At 46.7% G+C, this 19,006-nt stretch carries 18 protein-coding genes; 14 read left to right on the forward strand and 4 right to left on the reverse strand.

Annotation, left to right across the window (positions count from 1 at the left end; translation table 11 throughout):
- Positions 1 to 24: 24 nt before the first annotated feature.
- Genes rpsK through rplQ form a run of 4 tightly spaced genes read left to right on the forward strand, consistent with a single transcriptional unit; the run spans position 25 to position 2,519 of the window.
- Entirely contained in the window at positions 25 to 417 is a 393-nt protein-coding gene (gene rpsK / locus C8D85_RS17665) for a 30S ribosomal protein S11 (protein ID WP_133565216.1), read from the forward strand.
- Positions 418 to 431: 14 nt separating this feature from the next.
- On the forward strand, positions 432 to 1,052 hold the full coding sequence (gene rpsD, locus C8D85_RS17670; RefSeq protein WP_133565217.1) for a 30S ribosomal protein S4: 621 nt from the start codon (positions 432 to 434) through the stop codon (positions 1,050 to 1,052).
- A 36-nt stretch (positions 1,053 to 1,088) separates the two neighbouring features.
- Entirely contained in the window at positions 1,089 to 2,093 is a 1,005-nt protein-coding gene (locus C8D85_RS17675; RefSeq protein WP_133565219.1) for a DNA-directed RNA polymerase subunit alpha, read from the forward strand.
- A 42-nt stretch (positions 2,094 to 2,135) separates the two neighbouring features.
- Positions 2,136 to 2,519 carry a 50S ribosomal protein L17 gene (gene rplQ, locus C8D85_RS17680; protein ID WP_055462827.1) on the forward strand — a complete coding sequence of 128 codons (384 nt, stop codon included), beginning with the start codon at positions 2,136 to 2,138 and terminating at the stop codon, positions 2,517 to 2,519.
- A gap of 127 nt (positions 2,520 to 2,646) precedes the next feature.
- On the opposite strand, the gene uvrA is transcribed toward rplQ, so the two are convergent.
- Positions 2,647 to 5,466 carry an excinuclease ABC subunit UvrA gene (uvrA, locus tag C8D85_RS17685; protein WP_133565220.1) on the reverse strand — a complete coding sequence of 940 codons (2,820 nt, stop codon included), beginning with the start codon at positions 5,464 to 5,466 and terminating at the stop codon, positions 2,647 to 2,649.
- A gap of 154 nt (positions 5,467 to 5,620) precedes the next feature.
- Here uvrA and C8D85_RS17690 point away from each other — a divergent pair, with 154 nt between their 5' ends.
- The 7 genes from C8D85_RS17690 (at position 5,621) to C8D85_RS17720 (ending at position 14,003) form a co-directional block, all read left to right on the forward strand.
- A complete protein-coding gene (locus tag C8D85_RS17690; RefSeq protein WP_133565221.1) occupies positions 5,621 to 6,976 on the forward strand; it encodes an MFS transporter in 1,356 nt (451 codons plus the stop codon).
- 42 nt (positions 6,977 to 7,018) lie between these two features.
- Positions 7,019 to 7,693 (forward strand): single-stranded DNA-binding protein, encoded by a 675-nt coding sequence (gene ssb / locus C8D85_RS17695; RefSeq protein ID WP_133565223.1) that lies wholly within the window; start codon positions 7,019 to 7,021, stop codon positions 7,691 to 7,693.
- Positions 7,694 to 7,838: 145 nt separating this feature from the next.
- Entirely contained in the window at positions 7,839 to 8,276 is a 438-nt protein-coding gene (locus C8D85_RS17700) for an MgtC/SapB family protein (protein ID WP_133565225.1), read from the forward strand.
- Between the two features lie 191 nt (positions 8,277 to 8,467).
- Positions 8,468 to 9,049, forward strand: a complete 582-nt coding sequence (gene smrA / locus C8D85_RS17705; protein WP_133565227.1) for a DNA endonuclease SmrA — start codon at positions 8,468 to 8,470, stop codon at positions 9,047 to 9,049.
- A 129-nt stretch (positions 9,050 to 9,178) separates the two neighbouring features.
- On the forward strand, positions 9,179 to 12,100 hold the full coding sequence (locus C8D85_RS17710) for an insulinase family protein (RefSeq protein WP_133565229.1): 2,922 nt from the start codon (positions 9,179 to 9,181) through the stop codon (positions 12,098 to 12,100).
- 35 nt (positions 12,101 to 12,135) lie between these two features.
- On the forward strand, positions 12,136 to 13,248 hold the full coding sequence (locus tag C8D85_RS17715; protein ID WP_133565231.1) for a 1-acyl-sn-glycerol-3-phosphate acyltransferase: 1,113 nt from the start codon (positions 12,136 to 12,138) through the stop codon (positions 13,246 to 13,248).
- 20 nt (positions 13,249 to 13,268) lie between these two features.
- The gene (locus C8D85_RS17720; RefSeq protein ID WP_133565233.1) at positions 13,269 to 14,003 is read left to right on the forward strand and encodes a lysophospholipid acyltransferase family protein; all 735 of its coding nucleotides are present in this window, start codon (positions 13,269 to 13,271) and stop codon (positions 14,001 to 14,003) included.
- A 74-nt stretch (positions 14,004 to 14,077) separates the two neighbouring features.
- Here the strand turns inward: C8D85_RS17720 and fabB are convergent, their stop codons facing one another.
- Both fabB and fabA read right to left on the reverse strand, forming a co-directional pair.
- Complete coding sequence (fabB, locus tag C8D85_RS17725) at positions 14,078 to 15,292, reverse strand: beta-ketoacyl-ACP synthase I (protein ID WP_133565235.1); 1,215 nt, start codon at positions 15,290 to 15,292, stop codon at positions 14,078 to 14,080.
- 35 nt (positions 15,293 to 15,327) lie between these two features.
- On the reverse strand, positions 15,328 to 15,843 hold the full coding sequence (fabA, locus tag C8D85_RS17730) for a 3-hydroxyacyl-[acyl-carrier-protein] dehydratase FabA (protein ID WP_133565237.1): 516 nt from the start codon (positions 15,841 to 15,843) through the stop codon (positions 15,328 to 15,330).
- A gap of 282 nt (positions 15,844 to 16,125) precedes the next feature.
- On the opposite strand from fabA, the gene C8D85_RS17735 reads away from it, so the two are divergent.
- Positions 16,126 to 17,064 (forward strand): alpha/beta fold hydrolase, encoded by a 939-nt coding sequence (locus tag C8D85_RS17735; RefSeq protein WP_162847624.1) that lies wholly within the window; start codon positions 16,126 to 16,128, stop codon positions 17,062 to 17,064.
- On the opposite strand, the gene ispB is transcribed toward C8D85_RS17735, so the two are convergent.
- The gene (gene ispB, locus C8D85_RS17740; protein ID WP_133565241.1) at positions 17,048 to 18,037 is read right to left on the reverse strand and encodes an octaprenyl diphosphate synthase; all 990 of its coding nucleotides are present in this window, start codon (positions 18,035 to 18,037) and stop codon (positions 17,048 to 17,050) included. The two genes, C8D85_RS17735 and ispB, sit on opposite strands and share 17 nt — an antisense overlap.
- A 283-nt stretch (positions 18,038 to 18,320) precedes the next feature.
- On the opposite strand from ispB, the gene rplU reads away from it, so the two are divergent.
- Both rplU and rpmA read left to right on the forward strand, forming a co-directional pair.
- Entirely contained in the window at positions 18,321 to 18,629 is a 309-nt protein-coding gene (rplU, locus tag C8D85_RS17745) for a 50S ribosomal protein L21 (protein ID WP_133565243.1), read from the forward strand.
- Between the two features lie 37 nt (positions 18,630 to 18,666).
- Positions 18,667 to 18,927: a 50S ribosomal protein L27 gene (gene rpmA, locus C8D85_RS17750; RefSeq protein ID WP_055462841.1), complete on the forward strand. Its 261-nt coding sequence runs from the start codon at positions 18,667 to 18,669 to the stop codon at positions 18,925 to 18,927.
- Positions 18,928 to 19,006: the final 79 nt, after the last annotated feature.

The following is a 19,006-nucleotide window of genomic DNA, read 5'->3' on the forward strand; positions in this document are numbered from 1 at the left end:
CATTAGATTTAGGAAAAGTGCAATATGGCTAAGCCAGCAACGCGCAATACCAAGAAAAAAGTCAAAAAGACGGTCGTCGACGGTGTTGCTCATGTACACGCGTCTTTTAACAACACGATCGTGACTATCACTGATCGCCAAGGCAATGCTTTGTCTTGGGCGACTGCAGGTGGTTCTGGTTTCCGCGGTTCTCGTAAAAGTACCCCATTTGCGGCACAGGTTGCTGCAGAACGTGCCGGAGCTGCTGCTCAAGAGTTCGGCCTAAAGAACGTTGACGTAATGATCAAGGGCCCTGGTCCTGGTCGTGAATCCGCAGTTCGTGCATTGAATGCATTGGGCCTGCGCATCAACAACATCACAGACGTGACGCCAATCCCGCACAATGGTTGCCGTCCGCCTAAGAAACGTCGCGTTTAAGAGGAGACAGACACATGGCTCGTTATTTAGGTCCTACTTGTAAATTGTCTCGTCGTGAAGGCACAGACTTACAACTTAAAAGTGGCTCACGCGCTTTAGAATCAAAATGTAAAGCAGAAACAGTTCCTGGTGTGCACGGTGCACGTCGTGGTCGTCTTTCTGATTACGGTCTACAGCTTCGTGAAAAGCAAAAAGTTCGTCGTATTTACGGCATTCTTGAAAAACAATTCCGCAACTACTACAAAGACGCGGCGCGTATCAAAGGTGCAACAGGTGAAAACCTTCTGCAACTTCTTGAGTCTCGTCTAGACAACGTAGTTTACCGTGCTGGCTTCGGTTCAACACGTGCGGAAGCTCGTCAGCTAGTAGGCCACAAGGCTATCCTAGTTAACGGCGAAGCGGTTAACATCGCATCTTACCAAGTTAAAGCTGGTGATGTTGTGTCTATCCGTGAAAAAGCTAAGAAGCAGTTGCGTGTACAAAACGCACTAGAGCTATCTAAAAATCGTGCGCCGATCCACTGGATCGAAGTTGATTCAACTAAATTGGAAGCAACTTACAAAGCTGCTCCTGAGCGTGCCGATTTATCAGCTGAAATTAATGAGAACCTAATCGTCGAGCTTTACTCTAAGTAATAGCTAGATGGTTAGGATTAAGAAATAGGTGGATCTATGCAGCGTTCAGTGAGCGAATTGTTAACCCCACGCAACATCGAAGTTCAAGAATTAGGTCAATCACGTGCCAAAGTGACACTACAACCACTAGAGCGTGGTTTTGGTCATACTTTGGGTAACGCGTTGCGCCGTATTCTTTTGTCTTCTATGCCTGGTTGTGCAATCGTTGAGGTAGAAATCGACGGTGTATTGCATGAATACAGTGCGATTGAAGGGGTAAAAGAAGACGTTATTGAAATTCTTCTTAACCTAAAAGGAGTTGCGATCGCTCTACACGGGCAAGATGAAGCAACTCTAACACTAAGTAAGAAAGGTCCTGGTGTTGTAACAGCTGGAGATATCCAACTTGTTGCTGACTCAGAGATCGCTAACCCAGATCATGTGATTTGTCACCTTGATGACACTGCTGAACTTAACATGCAGATCAAGGTAGCACGTGGTCGTGGTTATGAGCCTGCTGACGCTCGTGTTGCTAGTGACGATGAGACTCGTCCTATTGGTCGCTTGCAGCTGGATGCCTCTTTCAGTCCTGTTCGTCGTGTTGCTTACAGTGTTGAGAATGCTCGTGTAGAGCAGCGTACTGACCTAGACAAACTTGTCATTGACATTGAGTCTAACGGTACGATTGATGCTGAAGAAGCGATTCGCCGCGCAGCGACAATTCTACAACAGCAAATCGCAGTATTTGTCGCTCTTGAGAGTGAAAGCGAAGCAGTTGTAGAAGAAGAAGAGGATGAGATTGATCCGATTTTGCTACGCCCGGTTGATGATCTTGAGCTAACCGTTCGCAGTGCTAACTGTCTGAAAGCAGAAAACATCTACTACATCGGTGATTTGATTCAGCGTACAGAGGTTGAGCTACTTAAAACGCCTAACCTTGGTAAGAAATCATTAACTGAAATTAAAGATGTTTTAGCACAGCGCGGTCTGTCTTTGGGAATGCGTCTGGAAAACTGGCCACCAGCTAGTTTGAAAGACGACAGCAAAGTTCTAGCTCGCTAGATCATTGTTCCCTGACCACCGTAGTTTGGTAAGGAATGTAAAATGCGTCATCGTAAGAGTGGACGTCACTTAAACCGTACTAGCTCACATCGTAAAGCGATGTTCAAAAACATGGCTGCTTCTTTATTCGAGCACGAAGTTATTAAGACTACGTTGCCGAAAGCCAAAGAACTTCGTCGCGTTGCTGAGCCTTTGATCACATTGGCGAAAGAAGATTCCGTTGCGAATCGTCGCCTAGCCTTTGCTCGTACTCGTAGCAAAGATGCAGTAGGTAAATTGTTCTCTGAGCTTGGTCCTCGTTACCAAGGTCGTCCTGGTGGTTACGTTCGCATTCTAAAATGCGGCTTCCGCGCAGGTGACAATGCACCTATGGCTTACGTTGAACTGGTTGATCGTCCAGTTGCGGAAGCTGCAGACGCTGAGTAATACAGCATTTGCTTAAAAAAAGCCGAGCCAAAAGCTCGGCTTTTTTATGTCTGAATGTTTCTGATGCCCAACAGGGTTTCAATAAAAAAGGAGCTTTACGCTCCTTTTTTATCTTCAAATTTCTCATTTAAAGCATTGGTTTTAAGAACCTAGCTGTGTGTGAAGTCCTGTGTTCTGCAACAGCTTCAGGTGTTCCTTCGGCAATGATATAGCCTCCGCCACTACCGCCTTCAGGTCCTAAATCTACAATCCAATCAGCCGTTTTAATGACGTCTAAGTTATGCTCAATTACTACAATCGTATTGCCGTGATCGCGTAAGCGATGCAGCACTGATAGCAGAAGTTCAATGTCTGCAAAGTGAAGTCCTGTTGTCGGTTCATCTAAGATATATAAGGTTTTGCCGGTATCGCGTTTAGAGAGTTCTTTTGCAAGTTTCACTCGCTGTGCTTCACCACCAGAAAGAGTGGTTGCCGCTTGCCCTAAACGTATGTAGCCAAGGCCAACATCGATCAGTGTTTGCAGTTTGCGCGCGATGGATGGCACTGGGTCAAAAAACTCGCGAGCTTCTTCGATCGTCATTTCTAAACATTCGTGAATGTTTTTGCCTTTGTAAGTGATTTCCAGGGTCTCACGGTTGTAACGTTGTCCTTTACATACATCACATGGAACGTATACATCTGGCAAGAAGTGCATTTCTACCTTGATAACACCGTCACCCTGACAGGCTTCACAGCGGCCTCCTTTCACATTAAATGAGAAGCGACCTGGTTTGTAGCCGCGAGAGCGAGCCTCTTGCGTAGCTGAGAACAGTTCACGCATTGGCGTAAAAATCCCTGTGTAGGTCGCAGGGTTTGAACGAGGTGTTCGGCCGATTGGGCTTTGGTCAATATCGACGCATTTATCAAAATGATCTAATCCCTCGATTTTCTCGTGTGGTGCCGTGGTTAATGTGGTTGCGCCATTCAACGCTGTTGCTGCCAAGGGGAACAGTGTTCCATTTATCAAAGTTGACTTACCAGACCCCGATACACCTGTTACACAGGTCATGACGCCAACAGGAATATTCAACGTAACATCGTTTAGATTGTTCCCTTTAGCCCCATGAAGTGTAAGCTGTTTGCCCTGAGTTGCTTGATGGCGTAGGGCGGGTACTTCGATTTTTCGTTTTCCAGTTAAGTATTGACCAGTGATCGATGCATCACAGTCCATGATGTCTTGCGGTGTACCTGAGGCAATTACTTGACCGCCGTGTACACCCGCACCCGGGCCGATATCAATTAGGTGATCTGCGACGCGTATGGCGTCTTCATCGTGTTCGACTACGATGACGGTATTCCCCAAGTCTCTTAAGCGAGTTAACGTACTTATTAAGCGTTCGTTATCGCGCTGGTGCAATCCAATGGAGGGCTCATCAAGGATGTACATCACCCCAACAAGTCCAGCACCGATTTGACTGGCTAAGCGGATTCGCTGTGCTTCCCCGCCTGAAAGTGAGTCAGCCTTACGGTCTAGAGTAAGGTAATCCAGTCCTACATTCACAAGGAAGCTTAGTCGATCGCGAATTTCCTTGAGAATCTTGGCTGCGATCTCACCTTTAGCGCCCGTTAGCTGCAGCTGTTCGAAGTATTCTAGGCATTCAGCAATTGGCTTTTTGACAATATCGGGCAGAGTCTCATCGTCAATAAACACATTACGAGCCGCTTTGTTTAAGCGTGTGCCATGGCAGCTTGGGCATGGTTTGGTGCTAATGTATTGCGATAGATCGTCACGGACGCTGTCAGATTCAGTTTCGTGGTAACGTCGGTTTAAATTAGGCAATACCCCTTCAAATACATGTGAGCGTGTCATCTTGTCGCCACGTTCATTGATGTAGACAAAGTCGATCTTATCTTTTCCGGAGCCATTTAAGATTTTGTCTTGATAGGCTTTAGGGATGTCTTTGAATTTTGTATCAATATCAAAGCCATAGAAGTTAGCCAGCGCATTGAGTTGTTGGAAATAGAAAATGCTGCGGCGACCCCAACCTCGGATAGCGCCTTCACCCAGCGTTAAGTTCTCATCTTGGATAACTCGGTCTGCATCAAATGCCTGCTGTGTGCCAAGTCCGTCACAGGTCTGACAAGCACCATTAGGGTTGTTGAATGAAAACAGCCTAGGTTCAAGTTCCGTAATCGCGTAACCACAAACTGGGCAGGCAAACTTACTTGAGAAAACCAGTTCATCCTTTTCATCATCCATATTGATGACCTTCGCGATGCCATCTGAGAGAGATAAACAGGTTTCAAAAGACTCTGCTAAACGAAGCTGTAAATCAGAGCGTACTTTAAAGCGATCGATGACGACTTCTATGGTGTGCTTTTTGTTCTTCTCCAGAGCTGGAGCATCGTCCAAGTCTACAACAATGCCATCGATACGCGCTCTGACAAAACCTTTAGAGAGTAATTCACTGATGGTATGAAGGTGCTCACCTTTACGATCTTTGATGATCGGTGCGAGCATCATCATTTTGCTTTCTTCTGGCAGCGATAAAACCTTGTCGACCATCTGGCTGATGGTTTGCGCTTCCAACGGTTCACCGTGATCTGGACAGCGTGGTTGGCCAGCGCGAGCATAGAGTAAGCGCAGATAATCGTACACTTCAGTAATGGTGCCCACTGTTGAGCGCGGGTTATGTGATGTGGATTTTTGCTCAATCGAAATCGCAGGGGATAAGCCTTCAATGTGGTCGATGTCTGGCTTTTCCATCATGGACAAGAATTGACGAGCATAAGTTGAAAGTGATTCAACGTAGCGACGTTGCCCTTCCGCATACAAAGTATCGAATGCCAGTGATGATTTACCGGACCCTGATAGGCCGGTGATGACCACTAGTTTGTCGCGAGGAATGTCCAAATCGATGTTTTTAAGATTGTGGGTCCGTGCGCCGCGAAGGGTTATAGTGTCCATGAGTCTCCAAAATGTAATGCAACCAAGGAAAAAGTCATTCAAACAAGAATAACTGTCTATTTTTACAGTAGTTAAAATAGAGCTTCAACGGTATTTTTAGTAAAATCTGCGATCTTTCAATAATCGTCTCTCAATTACGCAAGCAGTCGCACTTATGGATGTTATCGAACGCCGCTCAGTTTTAGCCTTAGCAATGGTTTATTTATTCCGTATGCTTGGGCTGTTTCTAATTATGCCTGTTATCAGTGTCGCTGCGGATGGCTTAGATGGAGCGGATGCTGCATTGATTGGTGCGGCAATTGGGATTTATGGTTTTACACAAGCTTCACTGCAAATCCCAATGGGGATGTTGTCCGATAAGCTAGGACGTAAGCGGGTCATACTATTTGGATTGTTGCTGTTTGCACTAGGTAGCATCATTTGTGCTCACGCTGACAGTATTGCCACTTTGATTATCGGTCGAGCGGTACAAGGCGCTGGCGCGATTGCCAGTACATTAATGGCGTTGCTGAGCGATGTGACCAAAGAGCAAAATCGTACTAAAGCCATGGCGATGGTCGGGATCAGTATCGGTGCATCGTTTATGTTGTCCTTAATACTGGGGCCAGTTCTGTTTCAATGGGTTGGCTTAGCAGGGCTGTTCTATCTATCTTTTGCCTTCTCTATTGTGGGTATGGGATTAATCGTATGGGCTGTCCCTAATGTGACGGAACATACGTTTAAGCGTGATACGACCCCAAGTTTGGTAGCATTAAAAGATGTATTGCGTAATGGGCGCCTGCGCTTTTTAAACATCAGTGTGTTTCTACTACATGGCAGTTTAACAGCCCTGTTCGTTGCGATTCCAAGCCTATTGATTCATCGCTATGGGCTGACCCTAGGGCAACACAGTATTTTATATTTGCTGGTCATGGGCGCAGCCTTTGTGCTTATGTTACCGTTGGTCATTGCTGCGGAAGCAAAAGGCTTAATGAAGCATGTGTTAACCATTGTGATCACTATAATTGGTCTAGCGACGGTGGCGATGGAGTGGGCATCTAACGTATGGCTGTTTGGCGTTACTGTATGCTTGTTCTTTGTCGCATTTAACACGCTCGAAGCTACGTTGCCTTCTGTTGTTAGTAAATTGGCACCAGTAGGATACCGCGGTACCGCTATGGGGGTCTTTTCAACTCATCAGTTTATGGGCGCCTTTGTTGGTGGAGCAGGTGGAGGTTGGTTACTACAAAATACCTCGATGACTATGCTGTTTAGTATTATTGGCGGTATTTGGTTACTTTGGGCAGTGGTCAGCGCGTGGCAGCCAACCCCAAAGCAAGTAACCAGTATGGCTTTTAGTGTTGTTGCACACACCGAAGACGATGTGCAGCAATTAACCGAAGAAATCATGGCAATCCAAGGAGTGGAAGACATGCAAATATTTATGGATGAGCAGACCGCTTATTTGAAAGTAGACAAAAAGCAGCTTGATAAAGCTGCGTTGCAGCGCATTGTGCCGCATGTAAAGTAATCTAGTATCAATCAGTACTGAAAATATTATTGGAGTAGCGTCATGGCACGTGGAGTAAATAAAGTAATCTTGATTGGCAACGCTGGCAGCGATGCAGAAGTGCGTTTCATGCCATCAGGTGCAGCCGTTGCAAATGTTAACTTGGCAACGACAGAGAGCTGGCGCGATCGCCAAACAGGTCAAATGCAAGAGCGCACAGAATGGCACCGTGTTGCCTTTATGGACCGTGGTAATTATCGCCTGGGCCAGATTGCTGGCGACTTCATCAAGAAAGGTTCGAAAGTGTACGTCGAAGGCTCTTTGCGTACGCGCGAGTGGGAGAAAGACGGCATCAAACGTTATACCACTGAGATCGTTGCTAACGAAATGCAACTTCTGGACGGCCGAGCAGATGGCCAACAGGGTGGTTATGACAACAACATGGGCGGCGGTTACGGCGGTGGTCAGCCTCAGCAGTCAGCACCACAACAAGGTGGTTACGGCTCAGCACCTCAGCAACCAGCACAACAGCCTCAGCAGGGTGGCTACGGTCAGCAGCCTGCTCAAAGTGGCTATGGTCAGCCTCAACAAGCAGCACCCGCAGCGCAACCTCAATCATTTGGTAGCTGGGGTAATCAACCACAGCAAGCTCCTGCACAACCAAAAGCGCCAGAGCCTGCTAAGCCACAGCAGCCAGCACCAAGCTTTGACGACTTTGACGACGACATCCCGTTCTGATCAAAGACAAAATCGGTGAATGGATAAAAAGGGCCACGGAGAATGTGGCCCTTTTTCGTATATAGAGTGGAATCCGATGGCAGACCTATCCTTCGCATGAAAAAGTCTCTAGCTTAAATAGAATGTTATTTGAAGGATGGAATTTATGCTGGATTTGGACTTTGCTTTGATTTTGCATCACCTAACCCAATTGGGCTTAGCTTTTTTACTGTCTTTGCCTATCGCATTTAATCGTGAGCATCATGATCGTGGTGCTGGGTTGAGAACGTTTCCCTTGGTTACCATCGCGTCTTGCTCGTTTATGTTGGTCGGGATGAGTGTCTATGAAGGATCCGATGCGGAGGCCCGTGTCATGTATGCCGTTATTACCGGGATGGGATTTATTGGTGGCGGAGCCATTTTTAAAAGTGGTGATTCAGTTTCTGGTACAGCGACTGCCGCAGGGATCTGGAACACGGGGGCGATCGGTGTGGCGGTGGCCTACAGTCGCTACGAAATCGCCATTCTGCTTTCTTTGATGGGATTTTTAATTTTTCAGTTTTCTGGTTCGTTGAAAAAGAGCACCAGTAAAATGGCAAAATAGCAGCCATTAGTCGTTGAATGACTATGCTGATATAATGTTCAGTCTTTTAAATCGCCTTGTTGGTTGCTGTAGGCATTCACCATTTTGCGTCATAAGGGGTATTACCCGTTGCTGACAGGGCTCCTGAGGGAGCCTTTGCTGTATTAAGTTGTCTTAAAAAAGGGTAGAGGCAATGAGTGTTGAGGTAACGTATGCAAGAGGACGATGATTTCTCTTTATTCGCGGAAGAGGTCCAAGGAATCCGGCCACTAAAAAAAACGGAAGTCTACCTTGGTAAAAAGCAAGGTGGTGTGGATTATTCAGAGCGTCAGAAAGCGGCTTTGATTGCCAAAGTGGAAGACCGTAATCATTTGTCGAAAGACTACGTTGAACGAGTTGATCCAAATGACATGCTCGAATACAAAAAAGACGGTGTTCAAGACGGTGTGTTTAAGCGCTTGCGTCAAGGCAAATACCCAATTGATTCCAGGTTGGATTTGCACAGAAGAACCGTTGAACAAGCCCGTCGCGATGTATTTCAGTTTGTGGAGGATTGCATGCGCCATGACATCAGGGTTGGTGTCATTGTGCATGGTAAAGGGGATCGAACCCCTGATCCGCAGGATCAAGCAACCATTAAGAGTTTTATCAATAAGTGGCTACGCGACTTAGACGACGTTATGGCCTTTCATTCCGCCCAGCGTCATCACGGTGGTTTGGGCGCGGTTTATGTGCTGTTCAAAAAGAGTGAGAAGGCTCGATTGGAAAACTGGGAGCGTCACCAAAAGCGTTAAAGATAGGCGCTTTATATCAGTGCCGATAAAATCACAATCTTGATATAATTTACACGCTTTATTGCTTGAGATTAGGGCTAAATCGCCCAATGATTCTAGTAATAGAAAAGATTTTAACAGGGGTAATTTATGACCACGAAAAATGCACACCACCCAGCATTTACCGCGATTCGCAGTGAATTTATCGAAGCGCTGGACGTCACAGTACAGGAATACGAACATAAGGTAACGGGCGCGAAGCATTTTCATATTGCCTCTGACAACGATGAAAACGTATTTTTAGTTGGCCTAAAAACCGTGCCGACGGATTCTACCGGTGTGGCGCATATTCTTGAACACACGGTTCTTTGTGGTTCTGAGCGTTTCCCTGTGCGCGATCCATTCTTTATGATGATTCGTCGCTCATTGAATACCTTTATGAACGCTTTCACGTCATCGGATTGGACGGCTTATCCATTTGCCAGCAAGAACAAAAAAGACTTCCGTAACCTTTTGGATGTTTATCTAGATGCCGTGTTCTTCTCACGTCTAGATCCATTGGATTTTTCCCAGGAAGGGCATCGCTTAGAGTTTGCCGAGCCAACCAATGCTGAGTCAGAGTTGACCTTCAAAGGCGTTGTATTCAACGAAATGAAAGGCGCGATGAGTTCGCCAACCTCTGTGTTATGGCAAGCCCTGACCAAATATCTATGCCCAAGCAACACCTACCACTTTAACTCAGGTGGTGAGCCAACCGATATTCCTGATCTATCTTACGATGATCTGATGGCGTTCTACCGTAAGCATTACCACCCATCGAATGCAGTCTTTATGACGTTCGGTGATATCCCAGCAGAAGAGCTGCAAGCCGAATTCGAAAGCAAGGTCTTAAGCCGCTTTGAGCGTTTAGATGATCAAGTAAGTGTGCCAAACGCTAAGCGTTACTTCTCGCCAGTTCGTGTTGAAGAAGGCTATGCGATTGATGAAGCGAAGGAAGATGGCAGTCACGTTGTAGTTGGCTGGTTATTGGGTGAAAGCATCGATCTTGCTCAGCAATTTGAAGCGCAGCTACTTTCGAGTGTGCTGCTAGATAACTCGGCTTCACCACTGCGTCGTGTGCTGGAAAACTCTGAATTAGGTGCTTCGCCATCGCCAATGTGTGGCCTTGAAGACAGCAACAAAGAAATGAGCTTCATGTGTGGCCTTGAAGGTGTTAAGCGTGAAAACGCGCCGCAAGTGGAAGCTTTGATTCTACAAACCCTTGAAGACATCGCTGAAAATGGCGTTGATCAAGACATGGTAGAAGCGATGTTGCATCAGCTTGAGTTGAGTCAGCGTGAAATCGGGGGCGACAGCTACCCATATGGTTTACAGTTGATTTTGACGGCACTGTCTACCGCGGTACACCAAGGTGATGTCATCGCTCAGCTTGACCTTGATCCTGTGATTGAGAGCATGCGTGAAAAGGTCTTACACAAAGACTACATCCCAACCTTAGTGCGTGACCTATTACTGTCAAATGCACATCGTGTGACATTAACCCTGAGCCCTGACGAAGCGCTAGAAACACGCCGCAACCAAGCGGAAAAAGATCGCCTAAGCAAAATCAAAGCAGGCCTAAGCGAAGAACAGAAACAGCATATCATCGAGCGTAGCCAAGCGTTGAAAGCACGCCAAGAGCAAGTAGACGATATGAGCATCTTGCCGAAAGTCGGCCTTGAAGATGTGCCTGCGCGTTTACCGGAATATGAGAACGAAAAAGTCTCTGAAACTTTGCCAATTACCTTCTATCCACAAGGAACAAACGGTCTAGTTTATCAACAGCTTGTCACGGAATTACCGGCATTGACCGAAGAAGAAACACAGCTTCTTCCTGTATACAGCTACCTTGTGACGGAATTGGGTGTTGGTGAACAAGACTACCTAGCGATTCAATCTCGCCAAGCTCAAGTATGTGGCGGCCTAGGTGCGTCATCATCGATTCGTCCTGAATTGATCGACAAACAGCGTGTGAATGGTTACTTCGTATTGAGTTCAAAAGCCTTGGTGCCAAATGCGGCAGCGATGACAGAGCTGATGGCGCAAACCTTTAACGACGTACGTTTTGATGAAACAGGTCGTATTAAAGAGCTGATTGCTCAGCGTCGTGCCCGTCGTGAACGTTCGATCACCGGTCAAGGTCACTCGTTAGCGATGAGTGCTGCATCCAGTGGTATGTCTGGCTTATCTGCTCAGCAAGAAGCATGGGGCGGTATGAGCGGTATTCGAGATGTGATTGCCTTGGATGATGCTCTTAAAGCAGACCCTCAGGCGATGACAGACCTGTGCACAACCTTACAATCTATCCACAGCAAACTTGCTGGCGCGGCTAAGCAAGTACTCTTGGTGGCTGAGCCGCATCATAAAGACGCGCTGTTAGAAGCCATCACACCGATGTGGGCTGGTGTTGCGAACCATGAGCAGTTGTCGCATTTCTCATTGCCTGCGATAGATAAGACGATCAAGCAAGCTTGGGTAACAGCAACGCAAGTAAGCTTCTGTGCCAAAGCCTTTAAAGCGGTGTCTGGTGAGCATCCGGACGTACCTGTATTAACCGTGCTGGGTGGCTTCTTACGCAATGGTTTCCTTCACCGCGCCATTCGAGAGCAAGGTGGCGCTTACGGTGGTGGTGCAACGTTTGATGCCAGCTGTGGTGCATTCCGCTTCTATTCTTACCGTGATCCACGTTTATTAGAAACACTCGCGGATTTCGATGCATCGATTGACTGGCTACTGGCCAATGAGCACTCCCATGATGCACTGGAAGAAGCGGTATTAGGCGTGATTGGCTCGATGGATAAACCTGGCTCCCCTGCAGGTGAAGCGCAAAGCGACTTCTTCCAGCAGTTGCATCATCGTACACGTGAATACCGTGAGGCCTTCCGTGCAGGTGTTTTAGGGGTAACCGTTGACGACTTAAAACGCGTCGCAAAACTCTATTTAACAAAAGAGAATGAAAATACAGCTGTCGTAACTGCCACTTCTAACAAAGCCATGCTAGAAGAGGCCGGTTTCGAGGTTTGTACTTTATAATCATAACGATAATTTAAATCTGAATGGATAATTCAATGGATCAGTTTCATGATATACGCCCTTACAACGACGATGAGGTCGCCGGGGTGTTGCAAAATTTAGTAAATACCCCCGATTTTATCGATACGATTGTCGGCTTTAAATTTACTAAATGGCCACAGTGGACACGTGGATTCTTAGCGATGGTCGTTAAGCACGTTTTGCAAAAGGAAGTGCGTAAAATTAATGATGTGCACGCATTCCAGATGCAAGTGGCCGACTACATGGAGCGTATGATCAAAACCACTACAAGCAATGTGGAATATCGCGGTATTGAAAAGCTTGCTAAGAATGAAGGCTACCTTTTCTTATCTAATCACCGTGATATCGCCATGGATCCTGCCTTTGTGAACTACGGCTTATATCTTAATGGCTTGGATACGGTTCGCATTGCGATAGGGGACAACTTGTTACGCCGTCCATTCGTTTCGGATCTGATGCGCTTGAATAAGAGCTTTATTGTGAAGCGTTCAGTGAATGGGGTACGTGAAATGATGGCGGCTTTTGGTCAGCTATCGGATTACATCACCCACTCTCTGACCCAAGAGCATTGTAATATCTGGATCGCTCAGAAAGAAGGGCGTGCGAAAGACGGTCTTGATCAAACTGATCCTGCGATTATTAAGATGTTTTTCATGAGTCAGAAAAAGCAGAAAGTGGCATTTCCTGAAGCCATGCAAAATCTCAAAATCGTACCTGTTTCGATTTCTTATGAATACGACCCTTGTGCCTTTGATAAAGCGCGCGAGCTGCATGAGAAATCCACAACAGGCTCATATCAGAAAGCTGAATTTGAAGACATTGACAGTATTCGTAAAGGTATTGTTGGTCGCAAGGGGAAAGTGATCGTTACGTTTGGTGATGTGATCGATCATAACTGTGCAACGCCTGATGAGATGGTGGCGGAAGTTGACCGTCAAATTATCGGCTCCTATGCGATTCAGTCCACAAATGAAGCGGCATTGAAAATGTTAAATGGAGAGCCTACAGGCGACTCTGTATTTGATGAGTACATGACGACCTGTCCAGAAGAGTTAAGGGAAACAGTTCTGCGCATGTATGCAAACCCTTTAATTCAACAACAAGAGCGTGGCCTTTCATCTCACTAAAATATGGAGTTTTGCGTTTCATGAAATCTAGGAATTCGCTGAGAGCTCTGCTTGGCTCAATACTGTTTGCAATATGCTATGGGGTGCTAACAGGCTTTACTGGCTTGTTGGCACCAGTGCTTGCTTGGGTGCTACCACCTAGCTGGCGCCAACCCGTGCTAAATGTTCATAATCATATCTTGCTGTTTCTGTTTCGCGTTGTGGTTGGCGTGAAGATCGAGGTGATTGGCCGAGAAAATTTACCGGCGAAAAACCAGCCAGTGGTCTTAGCAGCCAACCATCAAAGTGAGTGGGAGACGTACTTACTGCAGGTTTTGAAAACGCCTATTTCGACGGTGCTTAAACAAGAGTTGCTGTCGATACCCTTCTTTGGCTGGGGGTTGAAAATGGTGCAGCCTATTGCGATTGACCGGTCTAAACGAGCTGGTGCTTTGAAGCAAATTCTAAAGCAAGGTAAAGAGCGTATTCAGGCTGGTCGTTCAGTGCTGATTTTTCCAGAAGGAACACGCACCATCCCAGGCAAAGAGCGTGACTTTAACAAAGGGGCGGCGATGCTTGCAGCGTCTACTAAGACGCCTATTTTACCAGTGGTGCATAATGCGGGGCATGTTTGGCCAGGGCGTACATGGCGTCGTTATCCGGGAACGATCACGGTAGTGATTGGCTCTTTGATTGATGTGGAAGGTAAAGATACCAACCAGATTCATGAAGAAATGGAGACGTGGATGCGCGAGACCATGCGCAAACACCCATAATATCGCTGTAAAAGACTATCGTAGACGAAAAAAAACCGCACATTGTGCGGTTTTTTTGGGCTTATTAAAAGCAATTAGCCTTCGTACTTCTTGAATACCAAACTCGCGTTAGTACCACCAAAACCGAAGCTGTTAGACATGATCAGTTTCAGGTCTGCATTGTCTTCACGAGATGTGACAACAGGAATGTTACCTGCTTCTGGGTCAAGCTCATCCACGTTCGCAGAAGCACAGATGAAATCGTTTTCCATCATCAGTAGGCTGTAAATCGCTTCATGAACACCGGCTGCACCTAGTGAGTGACCAGAAAGAGACTTAGTCGAACTCACTTTAGGAATGTCGTCACCGAATGTTTCACGTACAGCTTGAAGCTCTTTCATATCGCCTGCAGGTGTACTAGTACCGTGGGTGTTGATGTAGTCAATTTTGCCATCAATAGTGCTCATTGCCATCTGCATACAACGAACAGCACCTTCACCAGAAGGAGCTACCATGTCGTAACCGTCAGATGTTGCACCGTAACCAACGACTTCAGCGTAGATTTTCGCACCACGAGCTTTAGCGTGTTCTAGTTCTTCAAGGACTAGAATGCCGCCACCGCCAGCGATAACGAAGCCATCACGGTTGGCATCGTAAGCACGAGACGCTTTTTCAGGAGTCTCGTTGTATTTAGAAGACAGCGCACCCATCGCATCGAACATACAGGTTTGAGTCCAGCTTTCTTCTTCGCCGCCACCTGCGAACACAACGTCTTGCTTACCTAGTTGGATAAGCTCCATTGCATTACCGATACAGTGTGCACTAGTAGAACATGCAGAAGTGATCGAGTAGTTCACACCTTTGATTTTGAATGGTGTCGCAAGACACGCAGATACAGTACTACCCATAGTCTGAGTAACACGGTATGGGCCAACACGCTTAACGCCTTTCGCGCGTAGTGTGTCAGCAGACTCTACAAGGTTTTTCGCCGAAGCGCCGCCAGAACCAGCGATCAGGCCAGTACGGATGTTAGATACTTGATCTTCGCTTAAACCAGCATCAGCAATTGCTTGCTCCATTGATACATAAGCGTATGTTGCTGCATCGCCCATGAAACGACGAACTTTACGGTCGATACCTGAATCATCTAGGTCAATACGACCACATACGTGGCTACGGAAACCTTGTTCTTTGTAGTCTTCTGCGAAACGGATGCCTGAACGGCCTTCACGTAGTGACTCAAGAACTGTCTGTTTGTCATTGCCAAGGCAGCTAACAATGCCTAGGCCAGTTACAACTACACGACGCATAACTAATGTTGCCTCTTATACTCTTTATAATCTGTTTAGAAGTTATCAGTTGATGTGAATAAGCCTACACGAAGATCTTTCGCAGTGTAGATTTCACGACCATCAACAGAAACACTTCCGTCCGCAATACCCATCACAAGCTTGCGTTCGATTACACGCTTCAGGTTAATTCGGAACGTTACTTTTTTAGCCGTTGGCAGGATTTGTCCAGTGAATTTCACCTCGCCAGATCCCAGTGCACGACCGCGACCTTTGTTGCCCTTCCAACCCAGGAAGAAGCCGACTAGTTGCCACATTGCATCAAGACCTAAGCAGCCTGGCATGACTGGGTCGCCAGGGAAGTGGCACTCAAAGAACCAAAGGTCTGGATTGATATCCAATTCAGCAATGATTTCGCCTTTACCGAATTCTCCGCCTTCTGTAGAGATGCGAGTGATTCGGTCAAGCATGAGCATGTTACCAACAGGAAGCTGAGCGTTTCCTGCACCAAACATTTCGCCGTAGCCGCACTTTAAAAGTTCGTCTTTTTCAAACGATGAAGCTGTAGTCATTATAGTCCTATATCCAACACCCCAAGTTTACGATCATGGCGTAATTGAGTGTGTGGTCCAGTTAGCAGTATGAAAATCCATGGGATTATATCGGTTCAGGCCAGTAATATGAATGTTTGTGCGGAAAAAAACCAATTTCGAGTCGGTAAAAGTGCGTTTTTTTTGTGTATTTACGTGACGCATGAGCAAAATTTACATGCGCTAGTGACAACGATTACTATTGATTAGGGAGTGACGCCCCTCGAATATATGGCCATTAGAATATTTGTTATAGGAGTTAAAGTGGGGCAATTATCGTATTCGCAGCAAGTTTACCCTGTCGATAGCGGCCAGCTTTCGGTGCAAACGAGGGCGCTGGATGGGGCAGAGCAGGTATTGCATTTTTTACATGGTAATGGATTTGCAGTACGCACTTACAGTGCTTTGCTCGAGTCACTAGCCGAACAAAGTGGAATGATTTTGCAGGACGCGGCGGGGCATGGCTTATCTCCTGCTGGGGAAGATTTTGTTGGTTGGGAGGCTTCCTCAAAACGATTTCAGTCTGTCTTGGAGCAGCTAGTTCAGCCTCAATGGCGCTCGTTGGTGGGGGTAGGGCATAGTTTTGGTGGCTGCATGACTTTGCTTATGAGTATCCGAAACCCTCAACTCTTCGAGCAAACGGTTTTGTTAGATCCAGCTTTGTATCCTGAAGAAATGATTGAGCAATTAATGCATGCCAATGAACAGGAAAAGCGGCAACAATCAATGTTGGTTAGACAAACAGAGCGACGTCGAACAACTTGGCCTTCGATGCAGGATGCCTGTGAGCAATTAAGAGGACGTGGTACGTTTGTTGGCTGGGAAGAGCGTTGTTTAGAAGACTATGTGAACTTTTCTACCTATGAAACCCAGACAGGGGAGCGCCATCTATGTTGCCCGCCTTGGTTAGAGGCCGCCGTATTTGGTAGTGCGCCCGAAATGCTATGGCGCGACATTCCGAAGTTAAAAACGCCAACTTATATTGTTTGGGGAACTCAGACCCTTGATGTATTCCAGCAGTCTTATCAACGTATTCGGCAAGAGGGTTCGGATATTCGCTTCGTAGAAGTGCGAGGTGGACATTGCTTTATGATGCAATATCCAACGCAAAGCGCACGCTTAGTGCGTGCGCTGATCGATCAAAATGTCGATGAGATTCGAGCGCTGCAGCACTCGGGCTTTGTTATTAATTTCGACGATTGACGGCGGCTTGCGCTAGAGTTTCGAGCGCGGACTTGTACTCACTCTCTGGTAGGTTGGCGATCGCTTGGATGGCCAGCTCAGATTGCTCGACGGCTTTGTCTTCTGTGTACTGGATCGCGCCACATGCTCTTACATCTGCCAAAATCGCATCTAGGTTTTCCAAACCACCGCTTTCGATAGCCGCGCGCACACGCTGTGCTGCCTCTTCAGTGCCATGTTTCATAGTATAGATAAGCGGTAGGGTTGGCTTGCCTTCTGCAAGGTCGTCTCCCACGCTTTTGCCCATCTCTTCAGCGGTGGATACGTAATCCATCACGTCATCGATTAACTGAAAGGCTGTGCCGACATACATACCATATTGGCGCAGGGCTTCTTGGTGTTCATGGCTGGCTTCAGCGACTACTGCGCCGCAAAGTGCCGCACCTTCAAACAGTTTCGCGGTTTTGTATTGGATGACTTTGATGTAGCTTTCTTCGGTTGTGTCGGGATCGCCACAGTTAATTAACTGCTGTACTTCGCCTTCGGAAATAATGTTGGTGGTGCCGGACAGGATTTCCATACATTGGAAACTGCCAACATCTACCATGATTTGGAATGCGCGAGTGTATAGGAAGTCACCCACTAGCACGCTTGGTGCATTGCCCCATTCTTCATTGGCTGTTTTTTTGCCGCGGCGCATATCGGATTCATCCACCACATCATCGTGAAGCAGCGTTGCGGTATGAATAAATTCGATGATAGAGGCCATTTTCACCGCGTTGCTAAGCGTCGATTCGGTCAGGCCGCTAGCTGGCTGAGCGGCGCGGGCCGCCAACAGAACCATTAAAGGGCGTAAACGTTTACCGCCATTGCTGATAATGTAGTAACCAATCTGTTCGATTAGAGGGATTTCGCTCTTAAGTTGCGAAAGGATGTAATCATTTACCTGACCGAACTCATCGGCCACCACGTCATGAAAATTAGTAGGTTGCATGGAACTTCCGAAGCTAAAATATAGTCAAGCTGAGCAGCAAGAGGCGTCCATGCTAGGTAAGCTCCTACACGGGGTCAACCCAAAACCGTAAAAATACTGATCACAGCGCGAATTAGGTTGTGTTTGCTGGTTCTCTTTTGTACAATTCGGCGTCCGATTTGCCCACATTTTTGCTCCCTATCATATGGTGAAGTGTAACTCCTTGAAGGGATTACATTTATGAGCCACTAGAAGTAGGTCAAATACAATCCAGTAGCCGGGCAAATTCATTTGGAGATAGAAAATGTTTGCAGTGATCAAAACAGGCGGTAAGCAATACCGTGTACAAGAAGGTCAAACGCTTAAAGTAGAAAAACTAGCAATCGAAGCTGGTTCTGCTGTTGAGTTCGACGAAGTTCTTCTTGTAAGCAACGGCGACGACGTTAAAGTTGGCGCGCCAGTTGTTGAAGGCGCTAAAGTAACAGCTGAAGTTGTTGCTCACGGCCGTGGTGACAAGGTTAAGATCTTGAAATTCCGTCGTCGTAAGCACTCTATGAAACGCGCGGGTCACCGTCAGTGGTTCACAGAAGTTAAAATTACTGGTATCAAGTAATTTAAGCGTTTAAAGATTCAATATTTAGGAGTAAATCATGGCTCACAAAAAAGCTGGTGGTAGTACTAAAAACGGTCGCGACAGTCAGTCGAAACGCTTAGGTGTTAAACGCTTTGGCGGCCAAGTTGTTGTACCAGGTAACATTCTAGTTCGTCAACGTGGTACTGAATTCCACGCTGGTGAAGGCGTACGTGTTGGTAAAGACCACACTCTATTCGCAGTTGCTGAAGGTCAAGTGAAATTCGAAGTTAAAGGTAAGTTCAAGCGTCGTACAGTTTCTGTCGTAGCTGCTGCTTAATCGCTTCGCGAATCACAAAAAAGAGCTCCGCAATGCGGGGCTTTTTTTTTGGAAAAATTCTATAATCAGAGCCACTGAG

Origin of the sequence: Marinomonas communis (assembly GCF_004363305.1) — a bacterium.
Taxonomy (GTDB): domain Bacteria; phylum Pseudomonadota; class Gammaproteobacteria; order Pseudomonadales; family Marinomonadaceae; genus Marinomonas; species Marinomonas communis.